Raw genomic sequence first — 19,285 nt, 5'->3', positions numbered from 1 at the left:
CTGACCCTCGGGCCAGAGCGCGCGGATTATGGCAGAGGGCCGTCACCCCCACAATTCGATTGCATCGCCGATTGCAAGATGGCTCGCACCGAACAAGTGCAACAAAATGCGACGAACGATAGGCCCATGCAATTTGCTCCCCCTGCCCCGCTCTGCTAGTGTCGCGCCGTTCTGAATGCCACCGAGACAGTCGCCATGGCCCGCAAAAAAACCTCCATCGATTTCGAACAATCCCTCGCCGACCTGCAAGCCCTGGTCGAACGCCTGGAGAACGGCGAACTGTCGCTGGAAGAGTCGCTGGCCGCCTTCGAGCAGGGCATCGCCCTGACCCGCGATTGCCAGGGCGCCCTGGCCCAGGCCGAGCAGAAAGTGCAGATCTTGTTGGAGCGTGACGGCGAACTGGCTGCCCAGCCGTTCGACGCGGAGCCCGAGGCATGATCGCCCAGTACCAGCAGAGCGCCCAGGCACGGGTCGACGCCGCCCTCGAACCGTTGTTCCAGGCACCGTCGAAGGAACTCGAACGCCTCTATGCCGCCATGCGCTACAGCGTGATGAACGGCGGCAAGCGCGTGCGCCCGCTGCTGGCCTATGCCGCCTGCGAAGCCTTCGGTGTGCCTGCCGAGCATGCCAACGGCGCGGCCTGCGCGGTGGAACTGATCCACGCCTACTCGCTGGTGCATGACGACTTGCCGGCGATGGACGACGACGACCTGCGTCGCGGCCAGCCCACCACCCACAAGGCGTTCGATGAAGCCTGTGCGATCCTCGCCGGCGACGGGCTGCAGAGCCTGGCCTTCAGTGCCCTGCTCGACCCTCACCTGAGCCCGCAGGCCGACGCCATCCGCCTGCAGATGGTCCAGGCCCTGGCCAAAGCCGCCGGCCCCGCCGGCATGGTCGGCGGCCAGGCCATCGACCTCGGCTCGGTGGGCGTCAAGCTGGACCAGCAAGCCCTGGAGTACATGCACCGGCACAAGACCGGCGCGCTGATCGAAGCCAGCGTTCGCCTTGGCGCCCTGGCCAGCGCCCGCGCCGATCAGGCCCAGCTTGATGCCCTGCAGACTTATGCACAGGCCATCGGCCTGGCGTTCCAGGTGCAGGACGACATTCTTGACGTGGAGAGCGACACCGCCACCCTGGGCAAGCGCCAGGGCGCCGACATCGCCCGCGACAAGCCGACCTACCCGGCGCTGCTCGGGCTGGAAGCGGCCAAGGCCTATGCCCTGGAGCTGCGCGACCAGGCGCTGGCCGCGTTGGCAGGTTTCGGCGACAACGCTGAGCCGTTGCGAGCGCTCGCCCGCTATATTGTCGAGCGCCGCCACTAAGGCCTGACACATCCCCCTGTAGGAGCGGCCTTGTGTCGCGAAAGGGCTGCAAAGCAGCCCCAGATTCAGCATCAATGCAGAAATTGCCGGGGCCGCTGTGCGGCCCTATCGCGACACAAGGCCGCTGCTACAGGATATCTGCCGCACCGGTGGCCCTCATACACCCGTCCGAATGGGCAGCTTTTCCTACAATGGGGTAAACTGCCGCGTCTTCACACCTATAACGACACGCCTGATGCCCACGACGTTTCAAGAGATCCCCCGCGAACGCCCGGTCACGCCATTGCTGGACCGCGCCGATACGCCCGCCGGCCTGCGCCGGCTGGCCGAAGCCGACCTGGAGACCCTGGCCGACGAGCTGCGCCAGGAGCTGCTCTACACCGTCGGTCAGACCGGTGGGCATTTTGGCGCGGGCCTGGGCGTCATCGAGCTGACGATCGCCCTGCACTACGTCTTCGACACACCGGATGACCGGCTGGTGTGGGACGTCGGCCACCAGGCCTACCCGCACAAGATCCTCACCGGTCGCCGCGAGCGCATGCTCAGCCTGCGCCAGAAGGACGGCATCGCCGCCTTCCCGCGCCGCAGCGAGAGCGAATACGACACCTTCGGCGTCGGTCATTCCAGCACCTCGATCAGCGCCGCCCTGGGCATGGCCATCGCCGCCCGCCTGCAGAACGACCCACGCAAGTCGATCGCCGTGATCGGCGACGGCGCACTGACCGCCGGCATGGCCTTCGAGGCGCTGAACCACGCCCAGGAAGTGGATGCCGACATGCTGGTCATCCTCAACGACAACGACATGTCGATCTCGCGCAATGTCGGCGGCCTGTCCAACTACCTGGCCAAGATCCTCTCCAGCCGCACCTATGCCAGCATGCGCGAAGGCAGCAAGAAAGTGCTGTCGCGCCTGCCCGGGGCCTGGGAGATCGCCCGCCGCACCGAAGAGTACGCCAAGGGCATGCTGGTGCCCGGCACCCTGTTCGAGGAACTGGGCTGGAACTACATCGGCCCGATCGACGGCCACGACCTGCCGACCCTGATCGCCACCCTGCGCAACATGCGCGACCTCAAGGGTCCGCAATTCCTGCATGTGGTCACCAAGAAGGGCAAGGGCTTCGCCCCGGCCGAGGTCGACCCGATCGGCTACCACGCGATCACCAAGCTGGAGCCGGCCAACAAGCCGGTGGCGCCGAAGAAGGCCAGCGGGCCGAAGTATTCCGCCGTGTTCGGCCAGTGGCTGTGCGACATGGCCGCCGCCGACAACCGCCTGGTGGGCATCACCCCGGCGATGAAGGAAGGCTCGGACCTGGTCGACTTCAGCGAACGCTACCCCGAGCGCTACTTCGACGTCGCCATCGCCGAACAGCACGCGGTGACCTTTGCCGCAGGCATGGCCTGCGAAGGCGCCAAGCCGGTGGTGGCGATCTACTCCACCTTCCTGCAGCGCGCCTACGACCAACTGATTCACGATGTGGCGGTGCAGGACCTCGATGTGCTGTTCGCCATCGACCGCGCCGGCCTGGTCGGCGAGGACGGCCCGACTCACGCCGGCGCCTACGACCTGTCCTACCTGCGCTGCATCCCCGGCATGCTGGTGATGACCCCCAGCGACGAGAACGAGCTGCGCAAGATGCTCAGCACCGGCCACCACTACAAGGGCCCGGCCGCCGTGCGCTACCCACGCGGCACCGGCCCGAATGCACCGATCAGCGGCGACCTCGAGCCGCTGGAGATCGGCAAGGGCGTGGTCCGTCGCCAGGGCGGCAAGGTCGCCCTGCTGGTGTTCGGCGTGCAACTGGCCGAGGCCCTGCAAGTGGCCGAGCAGATCGACGCCACCGTGGTCGACATGCGTTTCGTCAAGCCGCTGGACGAGGCCCTGGTACTGGAGATGGCCGCCAGCCATGAGCTGCTGGTGACCATCGAGGAGAACGCCATCATGGGTGGCGCCGGCGCTGCCGTCGGCGAGTTCCTGGCCCGCGAGGGCGTGGTCAAGCCGCTGCTGCACCTGGGCCTGCCGGACATCTATGTCGAACATGCCAAGCCTGCGCAGATGCTGGCTGAATGTGGGTTGGATGTGGCTGGTATACAGGCGGCCGTCACTGCCCGCATGACCAAGCTCGGCCTGTAAAAACCGATCGCGGGGCAAGCCCGCTCCCACGAGGCCTGTCTGGTCGTCGTGGGAGCGGGTTTGTCCCGCGATCGCAATGGAACTGCCCATGAAGATCCGCGCCTTCTTCCTGCTCTGCCTCCCCGCCAGCGCCCTGGCCGCCGAACCCTCCCGCGATGACGCCCTGAAGCTTCCCGACGTGCTGATCAGCGCCAGCCGCCAGGTCGAGTCACGCACCGCCACCAGCGCCGCCAACACAGTGTTCACCCGTGCCGATATCGACCGCCTGCAGCCGAGCGGTGTCACCGACCTGCTCGCCCGTGTCCCCGGCGTGCAGGTTGCGCCCACCGGCGGTCGCGGCAGCCTGCCTGGGATCTTCATCCGCGGCACCAAGGCTGCCCAGACCCTGGTGCTGGTCGACGGCGTGCGCATCGCCAATGCCACCTCTGGCGACAGTGGCCTGCAGTTTCTCGACGTCGACCAGATCGAACGTGTGGAAGTGCTGCGCGGCTCGCGCTCGGCGGTCTACGGCAGCGACGCCATTGGTGGGGTAATCCAGATCTTCACCCGTCGTGGCGGCGCCCCGGGCCTGCAACCGCGCCTGCGCCTGGCCGCTGGCAGCAATCAGACCTGGCAACGCAGCCTGGGGCTGTCGGGTGGCGACGACACGACCCGCTTCAACCTCGGCGCCAGCCTGGACGAGACCGCCGGCATCGATTCGACCGGGCCGTCGCACGCCAGCGATGGCGACCATGACGCCTATCGCAATCGCTCGCTCAACCTGAGCCTTAGCCATACCTTCAACGAGCGTTTCGAGGCGGGCTTGAATCTGCTCGACAGCCGTGGGCGCAGTGAATACGACAATCCGTATGGACGGCTGGATGAGGTCACCTGGCTGAGTTATCCACAGCAACCCTATACCGACTTCAGTGTCAGCAGTCTTGGCTCCTGGTTCGACGCCCAGCTCAACGACACCTGGCACTCCAGGCTGGAACTGGGCCACAGCGAAAACCGCGACGACAAACGCGACAAGCTCAGCGACCAGCGCTTCATCTACAACACCTACCGTGATCAGGTCACCTGGCAGAACGAGTTTGCCCTGGACGAGCGCAACCAGCTGATGCTGGGTGGCGACTGGTATCAGGACCGCTTCCACGGCACGGCGAACTTCAGCGAGGACAGCCGCTGGAACCGCGCCGCTTTCGCCCAGTACCGTTTCGCGGGGGAACGCTTCTCGAGCGAGCTCGGCGTGCGTCATGACCGCAACCAGCAGTACGGCGAGCAGACCACCTGGAATGCCAGCCTCACCGCCCCCTTAAATCCACGCAACGATGTGCTGGTGTCCTACAGCGAGGGGTTCCGTGCCCCGACCTTCAACGACCTGTATGACGTACAGTACGGCAACCCGGACCTGCGTCCCGAGCACTCGAAAAGCTACGAGCTGCAATGGCGCAGCCAACTGGCCAGCCATACCCGACTGGAGGCCTCGCTGTATCGCACCGACCTGCGCGACGCGATCAACTACGACCCCGCCCGCAGGCGCCCCGGCAATGTCGACAATGCACGCATCAACGGCCTGGAACTGTCGCTCATGCAGGAGTGGGCCGGCTGGACCTCTCAGTTGGGCCTGAGCATGATCGATCCGCGAGATCGTGAAACCGGCCATACCTTGCAACGGCGCGCTCGGCGCACATTGAGCCTGGACCTGGACCGTCAGTTCGAACGCTTCAACGTGGGCGCGAGCTGGCAAGCCGTCAGCGGCAGCTACGACGATCCATCCAACAACAATCGCATCGGTGGCTACGGACTACTCGGCCTGCGCGGCGGCATGGTCCTGACGGACGAGGTGAGGTTGGAGCTGAAGCTGGACAACCTGCTGGACAAGCAATACAGCCGTGCCCTGTACAGCTTCGACGGCAGCCAGTACGGCTATCGTGAAGAAGGCCGCACCTGGCTGGTGAGCCTTACCTGGACCCCGACCCTTTAGCCTCCAGCAGCGCGCACAACCGGGCGGTGGCCTCAATCATCTGCCCGCTGGGCCGCTCCAGGCCCTTGTCCGGTACCACCAGCAAGCCTTCCTCCTGCACGGCGCTCATCTGCGGCCAGCGACGCCAGCTGGCCAGCTGCGCCGCGTCACCCGCCAGGATCACCTCGGGATTGCGCAGCAGCACCGACTCCACGCTGACCTGTGGCGCGGGTTGGGTCAGGTCGTCGAACACATTGCGCGCCCCGCAGACGCGCAAGGCATCGCTGACCACCTGGCGCCCGCCCAGGGTGTACAGCGGATTGTCCCAGACCTGGTAGAACACCCGCAGCGGCGTGTCGCGCCGGTAGCGTTCCCGCAGCGCTTGTAGTCGCTCACGCAGGCCGGCGGCATAGGCATGGCCCCGCTCGTCCCGCCCAAGGCGCCGGGCGATGGCTTCGATCTGCTCGATCAACTGGTCGAGGTCGCCGGGCTCGCCGCTGAACGTGGCGATACCCAGGCGCTTGAGCTGGTCGCGCTGGGCCGGCGCGACACTGCCGGGCCAGAGCAGCAGCAGGTCAGGCTTGAGGCTGAGCAGGCGCTCCATGTCCAGCTGGCCATGGCGCCCGACCGAGGGCAGGGCCTGAAGGCTCGGCGGACGCTCACCCGCGTCCAGCACGCCCACCAATAGGTCGCCGGCCTCCAGTTCGAGGACGATCTCGGTCATCGACGGCGCCAGGCTGACCACCCGCGGCCCGGCCTCGGCCAGGGTACCGAGGCACAACAATGCGAGGGAGGCGAGAAACGCCCGCATCAGCCGAGCTGGCGCGGGATACGGTAGAGGTACAGCACCACCAAGGTGGACAGGGCAAGGAGGATCTGCGGCACCGCCTCCAGCCCGACCAGCACCGACAGCGCCGCGACCCAGGCCGGGAAGCAGGCGAACAGCATGGCCAGGCGCCTGACCCGCGCCAGCTCGATCCAGGCACCGGGTTCGTCCGGCGAGCCCAACTGCTTGTCGGTGGCGATCAACGCCCGCTTGTAGGCGCCAAAGCGCGGCAGGCTGAGGAACATGGTCGCGGCTCCGGCGATGAACAAGGGCATGGCCAGCACCGGAATCAGCGGCTCTCCCCGGCCGAACGCCCAGGCCATTATCGGCAATGGCATAAGGCCCACGGCCAGGTACTGCCACCAGGCCAGGGCCAGCCGGCGCTTCACCTCGCCTCGGGTCACGCCTGGGGCACCTCGCCCTGGTGCTTGTTGCCCATCATGTGACCGAGCTTGTCGGCCTTGGTGGCCAGGTACAGACGGTTGTGCGGATTGTGACCGGTATGCAGCGGCACGCGCTCGGAGACCTTGATGTTCATGTCGGTCAGCGCCTTGACCTTGCGCGGGTTGTTGGTCATCAGACGCAGCGACTTAACACCCAGGTGCTCGAGCATCGGCAGGCACATGGCGTAGTCGCGCTGGTCAGCGGCGAAGCCCAGGCGCTCGTTGGCCTCGACGGTGTCGGCGCCGCCGTCCTGCAGTTCGTAGGCGCGGATCTTGTTCAGCAGGCCAATGCCACGGCCCTCCTGGCGCAGGTACAGCAGCACGCCACGGCCTTCGCGGGCGATGGCCTGCAACGCGGCTTCGAGTTGCGAGCCGCAGTCGCAGCGCTGGCTGAACAGCGCATCGCCGGTCAGGCACTCGGAATGCAGGCGCCCCAGCACCGGCTCGCCGTCCGCGATGTCACCCAGGCTGAGCACCACGTGCTCGCGGCCAGTGGCTTCGTCGAGGAAGCCATGCATGGTGAAGGTCGCAAAGGGAGTCGGGAGTTTAGAGGCGGCAACAAAGACGACGGGCACGTTGTGCTCCTGGGTAGTAGGATTTTTCAGATCGGCCGATTGTATCAGCAGCCCGGCGCAGGTGCGCAGGAGGAATAGGGTGGCTTAAGATCGAAAAGTTCGATGCTTATGGTGTTGCTGACGCCTGCTCTAACGCCCCGCTACTCAGTGAGGCTGACTATCGCTGGTAAACGGATACGGCTGCTTCCAACGCTCGAAGATCGGCTTCAGCTCGCCACTACGGACCAGTTGCGCCATGCGCCGGTCGAACAGGTCACGCAGGGCCTCGCCCTGGGCACTGCGGGTGAAGGCCAGGTACAGCGGCAGCTCGGCGACGTGGGTGCTGCGAAAACGCTGGGGCTCGGGCGCCTGTCCGAGCACATATTCGACCTCGGTCTGCGCATCGACGTAGAAATCCACCCGGTCATGCTCAAGCATGGGCAGGATCCCTTCGCGGCGCTGGACCTCGCGGAAATTGTGCACGTTCGGCAGGTAGCTGGCGTAGTCATAGCCACGTACCCAGGCCAGGCGGTACTGGCCGATGGTGTCCAGCGTCGGCTGCGGCTTGCCCGCCAGGCCCAGGGCATAGATATGGTCCATGTCGAAATGCCAGCGCGGATAGAGATTGTCGTCGTTCTCTTCCTTGTAGGAGCCGACCCAGGCATCGGCCTCGCCCCGCTTCACCAGACCGACCGAGCGGCTGTACGGCGCGCTCAGTACCTTGACCTTGACGCCGGCCGGCTCGAACACCTTGCGCAGCACGTCCCAGGCCAGCCCGCTGCCATCGGCGTTGGTGTAGTCTAGCCACTCCTCGCTGACCAGGCGCACCTGCTGCTCCTGGGCCATGACACCGGGCACTGCGCAAAGCAGCACCCACGCCAGCAACACACTCCTCACGGCCATCGCAACGCTCCCTGTATCAGGCCACCGCCCACACCAGAACCTGCATGCCCAACCAGGCGAACACGCCGGCCAGGATATCGTCGAGCATGATCCCGAACCCACCATGCACATGGCGATCGACCCAGCGGATCGGCCACGGCTTGAGGATGTCGAAGAAGCGGAACATCAGGAACCCCGCCAGCAGCCACTGCCAGCCTTCCGGCACCAGCCACAGGGTGATCCACATGCCGACGATCTCGTCCCAGACAATGCCCTCGTGATCGTGCACGCGCAAGTCGTTGGCCACCTTGCCGCACAGCCACACGCCGAACAGCATGCTGATGCCCAGCAGCAGCCAGTAGCCCCAGTCGGGCAGCATCTGCCACAGCGGGATGAACGGCAGCGCCACCAGCGAACCCCAGGTACCGGGGGCCTTGGGCAAAGTACCGGAGCCGAAGCCGAAGGCGATGAAGTGCCACGGGTTGCGCCAGACCGAAGGCGGAACGAACTCCGCAGGCACCTGGTTGGGGTGGTCGGTCACGGTGTCTCCCTGAAATGTTGATAGCCCCGCTGTACGGGGGTGATGTCCAGGCCCTGCGGGTCACGCAGGGTCACGCCCTGCCCTTGCAGCACACGGCCGATGACGTGAACCTCGCGAGCCAGGGAGGTCAGTGCGCTTTCCGGCAGGGTGAAGGCCAGCACGTAGTCGTCGCCACCGGTGAGCGCCGCCTGCACTGCCGCCTCGTGCCCCAGGAAAGCCTGTAAAGGTGCGGACACGGGGACCAGCGCCAGGTTCACCTCCAGCGCAACGCCGGACGCCTTGGCGATATGCCCGCAGTCGGCCAGCAGGCCGTCGGAGATATCCAGTGCCGCCGTGGCCAGGCCGCGCAGGCGCTCGCCCAGTTGCAGCTGGGGCAAGGGCGACCAGTAGTGCTCCAGCAGCGGACCGGCCACCTCGGCAGCCGCCTCGCGCTCGCCCAGCACCAGCGGCAAGGCCCCCGCTGCGTTGCCCAAAAAACCGCCGACGCACAGCAGGTCGCCCGGCTGCGCGCCGCTGCGGCGCAGGGCCTGGCCCGCCGGTACCCGGCCGAACACGGTCACGGTGATGCTCAGCGGCCCACGGGTGGTGTCACCGCCGATCAAGGTCATGCGGCAACGGTGGGCCACGCGGCCGAGGCCATCGGCGAAGGCTGCCAGCCAGCCCGGGCCGAATTCGGGCAGGGTCAGAGCGAGGGTGAAGCCGATGGGCGTGGCGCCCATGGCCGCCAGGTCGCTGGCCGCCACAGCGAGCGAACGCTGGCCCAGCAGCAGCGGATCGCAGACGGTGGGGAAATGCACACCGGCCACAAGCGTGTCGGTGGAGATCGCCAGCTGCTCGCCGGCGGGCAGGTCCAGCAGGGCACAATCGTCGCCGATCCCCAGGGCCACGCCCTCGCCGCCCTGCGCACAAGGCGCGGCGGCGAAGTAGTGACGGATCAGCTCGAACTCACCCATGGCTGGTCAGCGCCGCGATCAGCGCTTGTTCGCCTTGACTTCCGCTTCACGCAGACGCGGAGCCAGCTTGTCCAGCACGCCGTTGACGAACTTGTGGCCGTCGGTGGCGCCGAAGACCTTGGCCAGTTCCACACCTTCGTTGATGACGACGCGGTACGGCACATCGACGCGCATCATGAACTCCCAGGTGGACAGGCGCAGCACGGCCAGCTCGACCGGGTCGAGTTCTTCCAGCGGCGTGTCCAGGCAAGGCTTGAGCGCCTCGTCGATCTCGACCTTCTTCGCCGGGACCCCGTGCAGGATCTCGCGGAAGTAGGCGCCGTCGACATCGGAGAAATCGTTATCGACCCGGAACTGCGCTTCCACTTCGTTCAGCGAGTGCTTGGCCATGTGCCACTGGTAGAGCGCTTGCGTGGCGAGCTTGCGGGCTTCGCGACGCTTGGCGCTCTTCGAGGGCTTGCCGGCATCCGCAGGTTTTGGATCGCGCGGGTTGAAACGATCGCTTTCGTCGCTAATCACTTGGCCTCCAACTGCGCCAGCAGACTGACCATTTCCAGGGCCGACAGGGCAGCTTCGGCACCTTTGTTGCCGGCCTTGGTGCCGGAACGCTCGATGGCCTGCTCGATGGAGTCAACGGTCAGGACGCCGAAGGCCACCGGAACACCGAACTCCATGGACACCTGGGCCAGGCCCTTGGTGCACTCGCCCGCCACGTATTCGAAGTGCGGGGTACCGCCACGGATCACCGCGCCCAGGGCGATGATCGCGTCATAAGCACCCTGCTGGGCGACTTTCTGCGCTACCAGCGGGATTTCGAACGCGCCCGGGGCACGGATGATGGTGATGTCGCTTTCGCTGACGCCGTGGCGTACCAGGGCATCGACTGCACCGCTTACCAGGCTTTCGACGACGAAGCTGTTGAAGCGGCCAACCACCAAAGCATAGCGACCTTTGGGGGCGATGAAGGTACCTTCGATGGTCTTCAGGGTCATTCCGGAGTTCTCATCTTCAAGAGCGAGGCCGCGCTGTGGCGGCCTCGGGAGGGTTTTGACTCGAGTCTAGGGGCGATCAGGCCGCCTCAAGTCACTCGGAGGGCACGTATTCTACAACTTCCAGATCGAATCCGGATATCGCATTGAACTTCATCGGCGAACTCATCAGGCGCATCTTGCGCACACCGAGATCGCGCAGGATCTGCGAGCCGGCACCGACGGTGCTGTAAGTGGTCGGCGCCTTGGGCTGCGTATCGCCGGCGCTCTCGCGGATATGCGCCAGCAACACGTCGCCGTCCAGCGGGTGGCCCAGCAGCAGCACCACGCCGCTGCCGGCCTCGGCCACGGCGCTCATGGCCGCGCGCAGGCTCCAGCGGCCCGGCTGCTTGACCATCAGCAGGTCGCGCAGCGGGTCCATGTTGTGCACCCTCACCAGGGTCGGCTCTTCGGCGCAGATCTTGCCCAGGGTCAGGGCCATGTGCACGTCGCCCTCCACCGCGTCGCGATAGGTGACCAGGTTGAACTGGCCCAGCTCGCTCTCGATCGGCTGTTCGGAGACGCGCTGCACGGTGCGCTCGTGGATCATGCGGTAGTGGATCAGGTCGGCGATGGTGCCGATCTTCAGGCCATGCTCGGCAGCGAACACTTCCAGTTCGGCGCGACGCGACATGGTGCCGTCGTCGTTCATCACCTCACAGATCACCCCGCTCGGCTCGAAACCGGCCATGCGCGCCAGGTCGCAAGCGGCCTCGGTGTGGCCGGCACGGGCCAGGGTGCCGCCGGGCTGGGCCATCAGCGGGAAGATGTGGCCGGGGCTGACGATGTCCTCGGCCTTGGCGTCCTTGGCGGCAGCGGCCTGCACGGTGCGAGCGCGGTCGGCGGCGGAGATGCCGGTGGTGACGCCTTCGGCGGCCTCGATCGACACGGTGAACTTGGTGCCGAAGCCCGAGCCGTTGCGCGGCGCCATCAGCGGCAGCTTCAGTGTTTCGCAGCGCTCGCGGGTCATCGGCATGCAGATCAGGCCACGGGCGTGCTTGGCCATGAAGTTGATGTGCTCGGGCAGGCAGCACTCGGCCGCCATGATGATGTCGCCTTCGTTCTCGCGGTCTTCGTCATCCATGAGGATGACCATTTTGCCCTGGCGGATGTCTTCGACCAGTTCTTCGATGCTGTTGAGCGCCACGCGGCACCCCCTTCTCAATCAGGATTTCAAGAAGCCGTTGGCGGCCAGGAAGCTTTCGGTGATGCCACTGCCTTTGCTCGGCTCGGCGGCCTTGTCGCCCAGCAGCAGACGCTCCAGGTAACGGGCCAGCAGGTCGACCTCAAGGTTCACCCGACGCCCTGCGCGGTAGTCGGCCATGATGGTTTCGGACAGGGTGTGCGGGACGATGGTCAGCTCGAACTCGGCGCCATCGACTTCGTTGACCGTCAGGCTGGTGCCGTCGACGGTGATCGAGCCCTTGTGGGCGATGTACTTGGCCAGTTCCTTGGGCGCGCGCACGCGGAACTGGATGGCGCGGGCGTTATCGGCACGCGAGACGATCTCGCCGACACCGTCGACGTGGCCGCTGACCAAGTGGCCACCCAGGCGGGTGGTGGGGGTCAGGGCCTTTTCCAGGTTGACCCGGCTGCCGCTCTTGAGATCGACCATGGCGGTGCGCTTGAGGGTCTCGACGCTGACGTCGGCCCAGAAGCCGTCGCCGGGCAGTTCGACGGCGGTCAGGCACACGCCGTTGACCGCGATGCTGTCGCCGAGCTTGACGTCGCCCAGGTCGAGCTTGCCGGTCTCTACGTAGACGCGCACGTCACCGCCCTTGGGGGTGAGGCTGCGGATGGTGCCGATGGATTCGATGATGCCGGTGAACATGGTGTTCTCCTAGATACGGGCTGCGCGAGGCAAGCCAGGCATTATACGCCGGGGGGCGGCAGGGGGATGGCAGTGACTCGCCAGTCATCGCCGACCGCGCGCATTTCGGTGATCTTCAGCCGCGGCGCCTCGCTCATTTTCGACAGCGGCCAGTCCAGCAACGGGCGGGCGTCGGAGCCGAGGAAGGTGCCGGCGACGAACAGCTGGTACTCGTCGACCAGGCCCTGGCGGGCGAAGGCGCCGACCAGGCCGGCACCGGCCTCCAGCAGGATTTCGTTGACCCCGCGCCCGGCCAGGGTGCGCAGCAGTGCCGGCAGGTCGACGCGACCCTCGCTACCGGGCAGATTGATCAGTTCATGACCGGCGGCCGCATAGCGCGGGTCTTCACCAGCGGCGGTCACCACCAGCGCCGGGCCGGCCTGGAAGAAGGGCGCGTCCAGTGGCAAGCGCAGGCGCCCGTCGACCAGCACGCGCAACGGCGGGCGCGACAGGGCCAGAGTGGTGAGCGCGTCATCCAGGCCCAGTTCCTCGCCGCGCACGGTCATGCGGGCCTGGTCGAACAGCACGCTCTCGGCGCTGGTCAGTACCACGCTGGAGCGGGCGCGCAGGCGCTGCACCGCGGCACGCGCCGCGGGGCCGGTGATCCATTGGCTTTCGCCACTGGCCATGGCGGTGCGGCCGTCCAGGCTCATCGCCAGCTTGGCGCGCACGAACGGCAGGCCCTGCTCCATGCGCTTGAGGAACCCCGGGTTGAGCGCGCGGGCCTCGGCCTCGAGCACGCCGCTGGCGACTTCGATGCCGGCCTCGCGCAGGCGCTGCAAGCCGTTGCCGGCCACTTGCGGATTGGGGTCCTGCATGGCCGCCACCACCCGCGCCACCCCGGCCTTGACCAGCGCATCGGCGCACGGCGGCGTGCGGCCATGGTGGCTGCAGGGCTCGAGGGTGACGTAGGCACAGGCGCCGCGGGCGCGCTCGCCGGCCTGGCGCAGGGCATGGACCTCGGCGTGCGGCTCGCCGGCGCGCACATGCCAGCCTTCGCCGACCACCTCGCCGTCACGCACGATCACGCAGCCTACGCGGGGGTTGGGGTGGGTGCTGTACAGGCCCTTGCGGGCCAGTTCCACGGCGCGGGCCATGTAGTGGGCGTCGAGAATGGCTTGGCTGGACATGCTTACTCTTTAGCCGGCTCGCGGGCCAGGCGGTCGATTTCTTCGCGGAATTCGTCGAGGTCCTGGAAGCGCCGGTAGACCGAGGCGAAACGGATGTAGGCCACCTCGTCGAGCTTGCGCAGCTCGGCCATCACCATCTCACCAACCACCAGCGACTTCACTTCGCGCTCGCCGGTGGCACGCAGGCGGCTCTTGATGTGCGCCAGCGCCGCTTCCAGGCGCTCGACGCTGACCGGGCGCTTCTCCAGCGCGCGCTGCATGCCGGCGCGCAGCTTGTCTTCGTCGAAGGGCTGGCGCGTGCCGTCCTGCTTGATCAGCCGGGGCAGGACCAGCTCGGCGGTTTCAAAGGTAGTGAAGCGCTCGCCGCAGGCGACGCATTCACGCCGGCGACGCACCTGTTCGCCCTCGGCGACCAGACGCGAGTCGATGACCTTGGTGTCGTTGGCACCGCAAAACGGACAGTGCATGGTGGCAGGCAACAAAAAAAGGGAGGGCCATGGTAGCGCATTGCACTGGCAAGACAAGCCAAAGGGTTTACCATCCATGCAAATCTGCCCGTGAAGGACTACCTCATGCACCCTCGAGCGCTCGTCGTGCTGTGTTGCGCCGCCCTGCTCGCCGCCTGCGGCAGCGACCGCCCCAAGCCGGAACAGGCCCCGGCCCCGGTGCCGGCCAAAGTGGCGAAGAAAACCGAACCCCTGGGCCCGCTGCCGGCCTACCAGCGCGAGTTGAGCGGCACCCTGCTGGAAATCCCGGCAGGCGCTGACGTGGAGCTGGCCCTGCTGGTGATCGATGAGCGTGGCCGGCCCCAGCAACTGCTGGCCAGCAGCACCCTGAGCGGCACCGGCCAGGCCCTGCCCTACCGCCTGCGCTTCAACCCCGAAGCCTTCCCCGCCGGCGCCCGGGTCGAACTGCGCGGCCGTGCCAGCCGCTCCGGCCAGCTGATCCTGCACCTGCCGCCGGTTCGCATTGCCCAGGCCCAAACCCAGGCCACCGGTCCGCTGCGTTTCGAAAAGGCACCCTAGATGGCCCCGCCAACCCTGCGACAGGCCCTGAGCGGCCTGATCGGCGAAGCGCGCCTGATCGTCAGCGAACTGCCTGGGTGCGACCTGAAACTCTGGTTGATCGATGAACAGAACATGGACCGTGAGTTCAGCCGCGAGGAAACCCGGCGCATTCTCGAGGAGCCGCCCTACTGGAGCTTCTGCTGGGCCAGCGGCCTGGCCATGGCGCGCTACCTGGCCGAGCATCCGCAATGGGTGCGCGGCAAGCGCGTGCTGGATTTCGGCGCCGGCTCCGGCATCGCCGGGATCGCCGCCGCCCGCGCTGGCGCGCGGGAGGTAGTGGCCTGCGACCTCGACCCGCTGGCCCTGGACGCCTGCCGTGCCAACGCCGCGCTGAACGGCGTGACGCTGAACTACAGCAGCGATTTCTTTGCCGAGGCCGACCGCTTCGACCTGATCCTGGTCGCCGATGTACTCTACGACCGCGCCAACCTGCCGCTGCTGGACGAGTTCCTCAGCCGAGGTCGCCAGGCGCTGGTGGCCGATTCGCGGGTGCGCGATTTCAGCCACCCGCTGTACCGCCCGCTCGGGGTGCTCGAGGCGCTGACCCTGCCTGATCTGGCCGAGCCGCACGAATTCCGCCGGGTCAGCCTGTACCACGCCAGCCGCGAGCCCTTATAGTGGGGGTATTCACCGATTTGCGAGAGTCACGATGAGCCAGGAAACACCCTTTATCTTCGATGCCACCGATGCCACCTTCCAGCAACTGGTCATCGAGAACTCCTTCCACAAGCCGGTGCTGGTCGACTTCTGGGCCGAATGGTGCGCGCCGTGCAAGGCGCTGATGCCGCTGCTGGCGAAAATCGCCGAGGGCTACCAGGGCGAGCTGCTGCTGGCCAAGATCAACTGCGACGTCGAGCAGCAGGTCGTCGCCCAGTTCGGCATTCGCAGCCTGCCGACCGTGGTGCTGTTCAAGGACGGCCAGCCGGTCGACGGTTTCGCCGGCGCGCAACCCGAGTCGGCCATCCGCGCCATGCTCGAACCCCACGTGCAGATGCCCGCGCCGCCCGCCGCCGCGCCGCTGGAGCAGGCCAAGGCGCTGTTCGCCGAAAGCCGATTCAGCGAAGCCGAAGCCCTGCTGCAGGTGCTGCTGGGTGAAGACAACAGCAATGCCGAGGCGCTGATCCTCTATGCCCGCTGCCTGGCCGAACGGGGCGAGCTGGGCGAAGCCCAGGTGGTGCTCGACGCGGTCAAGACCGATGAGCACAAGGCCGCCCTGGCCGGCGCCAAGGCCCAGCTGACCTTCCTGCGCCAGGCCGCCAGCCTGCCGGAAGCCGCCGAGCTGAAGAGCCGCCTGGCGCAGAACCCGCAGGACGACGAGGCGGCCTACCAGCTGTGCATCCAGCAGTTGGCGCGCCAGCAGTACGAGGCCGCGATGGAGGGGCTGCTGAAGCTGTTCCAGCGCAACCGCGCCTACGAGAACGGCTTGCCGCAGAAGGCGCTGCTGCAGGTGTTCGAACTACTGGGCAACGCTCACCCGCTGGTCAGCCTGTATCGCCGCAAGCTGTCCGCTGCGCTGTTCTGAGGCTGTTGGGGCTGCTTTGCAGCCCCTCACCCCACCCAGCGATAAACCGGCGCATCCACGCCGCTTTCCACCTTCACCTCACTGCTGTGGCGCAAGCGCACCAGCAGCCGCTTGCCCGCCGCCACGTTCCCGGCCAGCCCCTCCAGGCGCTCCAGCAGCGCCGGCCCGCTCATCTGCCCCGCCTGGCGCAGCACGTCACGCGCCGCTGCCCATTGTCCGTCATCCTGCCGAGGTGCCGGGCTGGTGGTGACCGGCACCGCCTCGACAGACGCCGGCACTTCCAGTCGACGCCCCAGCTGCGCCCACTCCTCCGGCGCCAGCTCAATGGTCAGGTCCACCGGCCATTCACCGATCTGTCCACGAATTCTCACGATAGGTACCCTGCCTCCAGTCTCGATGCCGCCATGCTCCCACGAACATGAAACCTGTGCCAGGCAGGCTGGCGGGGCAAAGTAAAATTGTTATAACATCACATAATCTTTCCCAAACCGCCTGTGGAGCCGTCCATGCGTCGTCTGTTGCTCGCCCTGCCCTTCGCCCTGCTGCCCCTGGCCGTGGCCCATGCCCACGACGACCACGACCACGACCACGATCATGACCACGCCCATGGCTCCCTCGGTGCCCACGAGCATGGCGTGGCCAAGCTCAACGCGGTGCTCGACGGCAACACCCTCGAGCTGGAACTGGACAGCCCGGCGATGAACATTGTCGGCTTCGAGCACGTGGCCAGCAACGATACCGACAAGGCCAAGGTCGCCGCCGCCCGCCAGCAGCTCGAACAGCCCTTGAAACTGTTCGGCGTTGCCCCGGCAGCCGGCTGCAAGGAAGACGCCCAGGAGCTGGAAAGCCCGCTGTTCGGCGACGCCGCCCAGGCCGACGAGGATGGCGACAGCCATGAGCATGAGCACGGTCACGCCGACGTCAACGCCCACTACCAGCTGACCTGCGCCACCCCGGACAAACTCACCCAGATCGACCTCGGCCCGCTGTTCAAGACCTTCCCGCAGACCCAGAAGATCAACGTGCAACTGATCGGCCCCAACGGCCAGAAAGGCATCGAGGCCACCCCCGCCAAGGCCGTGGTCGCGTTCTGAATGAACCAGCCGCTGATCGAACTGCATGACCTGGTGTTCGCCTGGCCCGGCCAGGCGCCGCTCCTGGAAATCCCTGCATTTCGCCTGGAGCCCGGCGAGGCGCTGTTCCTCAAGGGCCCCAGCGGCAGCGGCAAGACCACCCTGCTCGGCCTGCTGGGAGGGGTCAACCGCCCCGGACAAGGCAGCATCCGCCTGCTTGGCCAGGACCTTGCGGCCCTGGGCCTGGGTGCGCGCGACCGTTTCCGGGTCGATCACACCGGCTACATCTTCCAGCAGTTCAACCTCCTGCCGTTCCTGTCGGTGCGGGAGAATGTCGAGCTGCCTTGTCGCTTCTCGAAAAGCCGCGCGGCCCGCGCCGCCCAGCGCCATGGCAGCATCGACCAGGCCGCTGCCCAACTGCTCGCCCACCTTGGCCTGGACAACCCGGCGCTGCTCGCCCGCCGCGCCGACAGCCTGTCGATCGGCCAGCAGCAGCGGGTTGCCGCGGCCCGGGCGCTGATCGGTCAGCCCGAGCTGGTGATTGCCGACGAGCCCACCTCGGCCCTCGACGCCGACACCCGCGAGGCCTTCATCCGCCTGCTGTTCGACGAATGCCGCGACGCGGGTGCCAGCCTGCTGTTCGTCAGCCATGACCAGAGCCTGGCGCCGCTGTTCGACCGGCACCTGTCCCTGGCCGAGCTCAACCGCGCCGCCAAGCCCCGGGAGGCCTGATGTACCTGCTTCGCCTTGCCCTGGCCAGCCTGGCCAACCGCCGCTTCACCGCCCTGCTCACCGCGTTCGCCATCGCCCTGTCGGTGTGCCTGCTGCTGGCCGTCGAGCGGGTGCGCACCGAGGCCCGCGCCAGCTTCGCCAGCACCATCAGCGGCACCGACCTGATCGTCGGCGCCCGCTCGGGGTCGGTGAACCTGCTGCTGTACTCGGTGTTTCGCATCGGCAACGCCACCAACAACATCCGCTGGGACAGCTACCAGCACTACGCCAGCGACCCGCGGGTGAAATGGGCCATCCCCATTTCCCTGGGTGACTCGCACCGTGGCTACCGGGTGATGGGCACCACCACCGACTATTTCAGCCACTACCAGTTCGGCCGCCGTCAGCACCTGGCACTCGACCAGGGCCGGGCGTTCGCCGACGATCCGTTCGAGGTGGTGCTCGGCGCCGAAGTGGCCCAGGCGCTGCACTACAAGCTCGGCGACAAGCTGGTCCTGGCGCATGGTGTAGCCGCCATCAGCCTGGTCAAGCACGACGACAAGCCGTTCACCGTGGTCGGCGTGCTCGAGCGCACCGGCACCCCGGTGGACCGCACCCTGCACATCAGCCTGGCCGGCATGGAGGCGATCCACATCGACTGGCACAACGGCGTGCCGGCCCGTGGCGCCGGGCGCATCAGCGCCGAGCAGGCCCGCACCATGGACCTGCAGCCTGCGGCCATCACCGCGTTCATGCTCGGGCTCAACAGCAAGATCGCCACGTTCAGCCTGCAGCGCGAGATCAACGAATACCGCGCCGAACCGCTGCTGGCGATCCTGCCCGGCGTGGCCCTGCAGGAGCTGTGGAGCCTGATGGGCACGGCGGAGCAGGCCTTGTTCGTGGTGTCGCTGTTCGTTGTGCTCACCGGCCTGATCGGCATGCTCACGGCCATTCTCACCAGCCTCAACGAGCGCCGCCGGGAAATGGCCATCCTGCGATCGGTGGGTGCCCGTCCCTGGCATATCGCCGGATTGCTGGTGCTCGAGGCGCTGGCCTTGGCGCTGGCAGGCATCGCCGCCGGGCTGGGGTTGCTGTACGCAGGCATAGCCCTGGCCCAGGGCTATGTGCAGGCCAACTATGGGCTATACCTGCCACTGGCCTGGCCGAGCGCCCACGAGTGGACGTTGCTGGCCATCATCCTCGGCGCGGCGCTGCTGATGGGTAGCGTGCCGGCCTGGCGCGCCTATCGGCAGTCGTTGGCCGATGGCTTGTCGATCCACCTTTAAG

The 19,285-nt window shown here is 66.9% G+C and carries 23 protein-coding genes; 10 read left to right on the top strand and 13 right to left on the bottom strand.

Annotated elements, in window-relative coordinates:
* The first annotated feature begins 195 nt into the window (after positions 1 to 195).
* The 4 genes from AC25MA_RS16130 to AC25MA_RS16115 all read left to right on the top strand — a co-directional run bounded on the left by AC25MA_RS16130 (position 196) and on the right by AC25MA_RS16115 (position 5,419).
* Positions 196 to 438 carry an exodeoxyribonuclease VII small subunit gene (locus tag AC25MA_RS16130; protein WP_028690287.1) on the top strand — a complete coding sequence of 81 codons (243 nt, stop codon included), beginning with the start codon at positions 196 to 198 and terminating at the stop codon, positions 436 to 438.
* Complete coding sequence (gene ispA / locus AC25MA_RS16125; RefSeq protein WP_069016307.1) at positions 435 to 1,322, top strand: (2E,6E)-farnesyl diphosphate synthase; 888 nt, start codon at positions 435 to 437, stop codon at positions 1,320 to 1,322. The genes AC25MA_RS16130 and ispA overlap by 4 nt, the downstream gene beginning before the upstream one ends.
* A gap of 235 nt (positions 1,323 to 1,557) precedes the next feature.
* Positions 1,558 to 3,453, top strand: a complete 1,896-nt coding sequence (dxs, locus tag AC25MA_RS16120) for a 1-deoxy-D-xylulose-5-phosphate synthase (protein WP_069016308.1) — start codon at positions 1,558 to 1,560, stop codon at positions 3,451 to 3,453.
* Between the two features lie 76 nt (positions 3,454 to 3,529).
* The gene (locus AC25MA_RS16115; RefSeq protein ID WP_486972208.1) at positions 3,530 to 5,419 is read left to right on the top strand and encodes a TonB-dependent receptor plug domain-containing protein; all 1,890 of its coding nucleotides are present in this window, start codon (positions 3,530 to 3,532) and stop codon (positions 5,417 to 5,419) included.
* Here AC25MA_RS16115 and AC25MA_RS16110 read toward each other — a convergent pair.
* From AC25MA_RS16110 to nrdR, 12 genes are all read right to left on the bottom strand, one after another.
* A complete protein-coding gene (locus AC25MA_RS16110) occupies positions 5,397 to 6,209 on the bottom strand; it encodes a cobalamin-binding protein (protein WP_463402180.1) in 813 nt (270 codons plus the stop codon). The genes AC25MA_RS16115 and AC25MA_RS16110 overlap by 23 nt on opposite strands.
* On the bottom strand, positions 6,209 to 6,628 hold the full coding sequence (locus tag AC25MA_RS16105; protein ID WP_062361885.1) for a hypothetical protein: 420 nt from the start codon (positions 6,626 to 6,628) through the stop codon (positions 6,209 to 6,211). Before AC25MA_RS16105 ends, AC25MA_RS16110 begins: the two co-directional genes overlap by 1 nt.
* Positions 6,625 to 7,242 carry a GTP cyclohydrolase II gene (gene ribA, locus AC25MA_RS16100; protein WP_028690281.1) on the bottom strand — a complete coding sequence of 206 codons (618 nt, stop codon included), beginning with the start codon at positions 7,240 to 7,242 and terminating at the stop codon, positions 6,625 to 6,627. The genes AC25MA_RS16105 and ribA overlap by 4 nt, the downstream gene beginning before the upstream one ends.
* Positions 7,243 to 7,386: 144 nt before the next feature.
* Positions 7,387 to 8,124, bottom strand: a complete 738-nt coding sequence (locus tag AC25MA_RS16095) for a substrate-binding periplasmic protein (RefSeq protein WP_028690280.1) — start codon at positions 8,122 to 8,124, stop codon at positions 7,387 to 7,389.
* A 16-nt stretch (positions 8,125 to 8,140) separates the two neighbouring features.
* Positions 8,141 to 8,644 (bottom strand): phosphatidylglycerophosphatase A family protein, encoded by a 504-nt coding sequence (locus tag AC25MA_RS16090; protein ID WP_023632630.1) that lies wholly within the window; start codon positions 8,642 to 8,644, stop codon positions 8,141 to 8,143.
* Positions 8,641 to 9,597 carry a thiamine-phosphate kinase gene (thiL, locus tag AC25MA_RS16085; protein WP_028690279.1) on the bottom strand — a complete coding sequence of 319 codons (957 nt, stop codon included), beginning with the start codon at positions 9,595 to 9,597 and terminating at the stop codon, positions 8,641 to 8,643. Before thiL ends, AC25MA_RS16090 begins: the two co-directional genes overlap by 4 nt.
* Positions 9,598 to 9,615: 18 nt before the next feature.
* A complete protein-coding gene (nusB, locus tag AC25MA_RS16080) occupies positions 9,616 to 10,116 on the bottom strand; it encodes a transcription antitermination factor NusB (RefSeq protein WP_028690278.1) in 501 nt (166 codons plus the stop codon).
* Positions 10,113 to 10,589, bottom strand: a complete 477-nt coding sequence (gene ribH, locus AC25MA_RS16075; protein WP_003255395.1) for a 6,7-dimethyl-8-ribityllumazine synthase — start codon at positions 10,587 to 10,589, stop codon at positions 10,113 to 10,115. Before ribH ends, nusB begins: the two co-directional genes overlap by 4 nt.
* 91 nt (positions 10,590 to 10,680) lie before the next feature.
* On the bottom strand, positions 10,681 to 11,772 hold the full coding sequence (gene ribBA, locus AC25MA_RS16070) for a bifunctional 3,4-dihydroxy-2-butanone-4-phosphate synthase/GTP cyclohydrolase II (RefSeq protein WP_028690277.1): 1,092 nt from the start codon (positions 11,770 to 11,772) through the stop codon (positions 10,681 to 10,683).
* An 18-nt stretch (positions 11,773 to 11,790) separates the two neighbouring features.
* The gene (locus AC25MA_RS16065) at positions 11,791 to 12,456 is read right to left on the bottom strand and encodes a riboflavin synthase (RefSeq protein WP_028690276.1); all 666 of its coding nucleotides are present in this window, start codon (positions 12,454 to 12,456) and stop codon (positions 11,791 to 11,793) included.
* Between the two features lie 41 nt (positions 12,457 to 12,497).
* Positions 12,498 to 13,625 (bottom strand): bifunctional diaminohydroxyphosphoribosylaminopyrimidine deaminase/5-amino-6-(5-phosphoribosylamino)uracil reductase RibD, encoded by a 1,128-nt coding sequence (ribD, locus tag AC25MA_RS16060; protein ID WP_028690275.1) that lies wholly within the window; start codon positions 13,623 to 13,625, stop codon positions 12,498 to 12,500.
* A gap of 2 nt (positions 13,626 to 13,627) precedes the next feature.
* On the bottom strand, positions 13,628 to 14,092 hold the full coding sequence (nrdR, locus tag AC25MA_RS16055) for a transcriptional regulator NrdR (protein ID WP_009685710.1): 465 nt from the start codon (positions 14,090 to 14,092) through the stop codon (positions 13,628 to 13,630).
* 105 nt (positions 14,093 to 14,197) lie between these two features.
* Here nrdR and AC25MA_RS16050 point away from each other — a divergent pair, with 105 nt between their 5' ends.
* The 3 genes from AC25MA_RS16050 to trxA are packed head-to-tail and all read left to right on the top strand — an operon-like array spanning position 14,198 to position 16,214.
* Complete coding sequence (locus AC25MA_RS16050; RefSeq protein WP_028690274.1) at positions 14,198 to 14,650, top strand: YbaY family lipoprotein; 453 nt, start codon at positions 14,198 to 14,200, stop codon at positions 14,648 to 14,650.
* Positions 14,651 to 15,310 (top strand): class I SAM-dependent methyltransferase, encoded by a 660-nt coding sequence (locus AC25MA_RS16045; protein WP_028690273.1) that lies wholly within the window; start codon positions 14,651 to 14,653, stop codon positions 15,308 to 15,310.
* A gap of 31 nt (positions 15,311 to 15,341) precedes the next feature.
* Positions 15,342 to 16,214, top strand: coding sequence for a thioredoxin (gene trxA / locus AC25MA_RS16040; protein WP_028690272.1), 873 nt, complete (start codon positions 15,342 to 15,344; stop codon positions 16,212 to 16,214).
* A 26-nt stretch (positions 16,215 to 16,240) separates the two neighbouring features.
* Here the strand turns inward: trxA and AC25MA_RS16035 are convergent, their stop codons facing one another.
* The gene (locus tag AC25MA_RS16035; protein ID WP_028690271.1) at positions 16,241 to 16,585 is read right to left on the bottom strand and encodes a hypothetical protein; all 345 of its coding nucleotides are present in this window, start codon (positions 16,583 to 16,585) and stop codon (positions 16,241 to 16,243) included.
* 135 nt (positions 16,586 to 16,720) lie between these two features.
* Between AC25MA_RS16035 and AC25MA_RS16030 the strand changes: the two genes are divergently transcribed.
* The 3 genes from AC25MA_RS16030 to AC25MA_RS16020 are packed head-to-tail and all read left to right on the top strand — an operon-like array spanning position 16,721 to position 19,284.
* Positions 16,721 to 17,308: a DUF2796 domain-containing protein gene (locus tag AC25MA_RS16030; protein WP_069016310.1), complete on the top strand. Its 588-nt coding sequence runs from the start codon at positions 16,721 to 16,723 to the stop codon at positions 17,306 to 17,308.
* Positions 17,309 to 18,019 (top strand): ABC transporter ATP-binding protein, encoded by a 711-nt coding sequence (locus AC25MA_RS16025; RefSeq protein ID WP_028690269.1) that lies wholly within the window; start codon positions 17,309 to 17,311, stop codon positions 18,017 to 18,019.
* Entirely contained in the window at positions 18,019 to 19,284 is a 1,266-nt protein-coding gene (locus AC25MA_RS16020; protein ID WP_062361877.1) for an ABC transporter permease, read from the top strand. The genes AC25MA_RS16025 and AC25MA_RS16020 overlap by 1 nt, the downstream gene beginning before the upstream one ends.
* Position 19,285 lies beyond the last annotated feature (1 nt).

This window comes from Pseudomonas sp. P65(2024) (assembly GCF_057480955.1).
This window is presented reverse-complemented; position numbering and strand designations above follow the sequence as displayed.

Excerpts from the sequence above, each read along its gene's own strand:
- AC25MA_RS16130 (WP_028690287.1), top strand. The coding sequence starts at position 196 with ATGGCCCGCAAAAAAACCTCCATCGATTTCGAACAATCCCTCGCCGAC.
- ispA (WP_069016307.1), top strand. The coding sequence starts at position 435 with ATGATCGCCCAGTACCAGCAGAGCGCCCAGGCACGGGTCGACGCCGCC.
- dxs (WP_069016308.1), top strand. The coding sequence starts at position 1,558 with ATGCCCACGACGTTTCAAGAGATCCCCCGCGAACGCCCGGTCACGCCA.
- AC25MA_RS16115 (WP_486972208.1), top strand. The coding sequence starts at position 3,530 with ATGGAACTGCCCATGAAGATCCGCGCCTTCTTCCTGCTCTGCCTCCCC.
- AC25MA_RS16110 (WP_463402180.1), bottom strand. The coding sequence starts at position 6,209 with ATGCGGGCGTTTCTCGCCTCCCTCGCATTGTTGTGCCTCGGTACCCTG.
- AC25MA_RS16095 (WP_028690280.1), bottom strand. The coding sequence starts at position 8,124 with ATGGCCGTGAGGAGTGTGTTGCTGGCGTGGGTGCTGCTTTGCGCAGTG.
- thiL (WP_028690279.1), bottom strand. The coding sequence starts at position 9,597 with ATGGGTGAGTTCGAGCTGATCCGTCACTACTTCGCCGCCGCGCCTTGT.
- ribH (WP_003255395.1), bottom strand. The coding sequence starts at position 10,589 with ATGACCCTGAAGACCATCGAAGGTACCTTCATCGCCCCCAAAGGTCGC.
- AC25MA_RS16065 (WP_028690276.1), bottom strand. The coding sequence starts at position 12,456 with ATGTTCACCGGCATCATCGAATCCATCGGCACCATCCGCAGCCTCACC.
- ribD (WP_028690275.1), bottom strand. The coding sequence starts at position 13,625 with ATGTCCAGCCAAGCCATTCTCGACGCCCACTACATGGCCCGCGCCGTG.
- nrdR (WP_009685710.1), bottom strand. The coding sequence starts at position 14,092 with ATGCACTGTCCGTTTTGCGGTGCCAACGACACCAAGGTCATCGACTCG.
- AC25MA_RS16050 (WP_028690274.1), top strand. The coding sequence starts at position 14,198 with ATGCACCCTCGAGCGCTCGTCGTGCTGTGTTGCGCCGCCCTGCTCGCC.
- AC25MA_RS16045 (WP_028690273.1), top strand. The coding sequence starts at position 14,651 with ATGGCCCCGCCAACCCTGCGACAGGCCCTGAGCGGCCTGATCGGCGAA.
- trxA (WP_028690272.1), top strand. The coding sequence starts at position 15,342 with ATGAGCCAGGAAACACCCTTTATCTTCGATGCCACCGATGCCACCTTC.
- AC25MA_RS16030 (WP_069016310.1), top strand. The coding sequence starts at position 16,721 with ATGCGTCGTCTGTTGCTCGCCCTGCCCTTCGCCCTGCTGCCCCTGGCC.
- AC25MA_RS16025 (WP_028690269.1), top strand. The coding sequence starts at position 17,309 with ATGAACCAGCCGCTGATCGAACTGCATGACCTGGTGTTCGCCTGGCCC.
- AC25MA_RS16020 (WP_062361877.1), top strand. The coding sequence starts at position 18,019 with ATGTACCTGCTTCGCCTTGCCCTGGCCAGCCTGGCCAACCGCCGCTTC.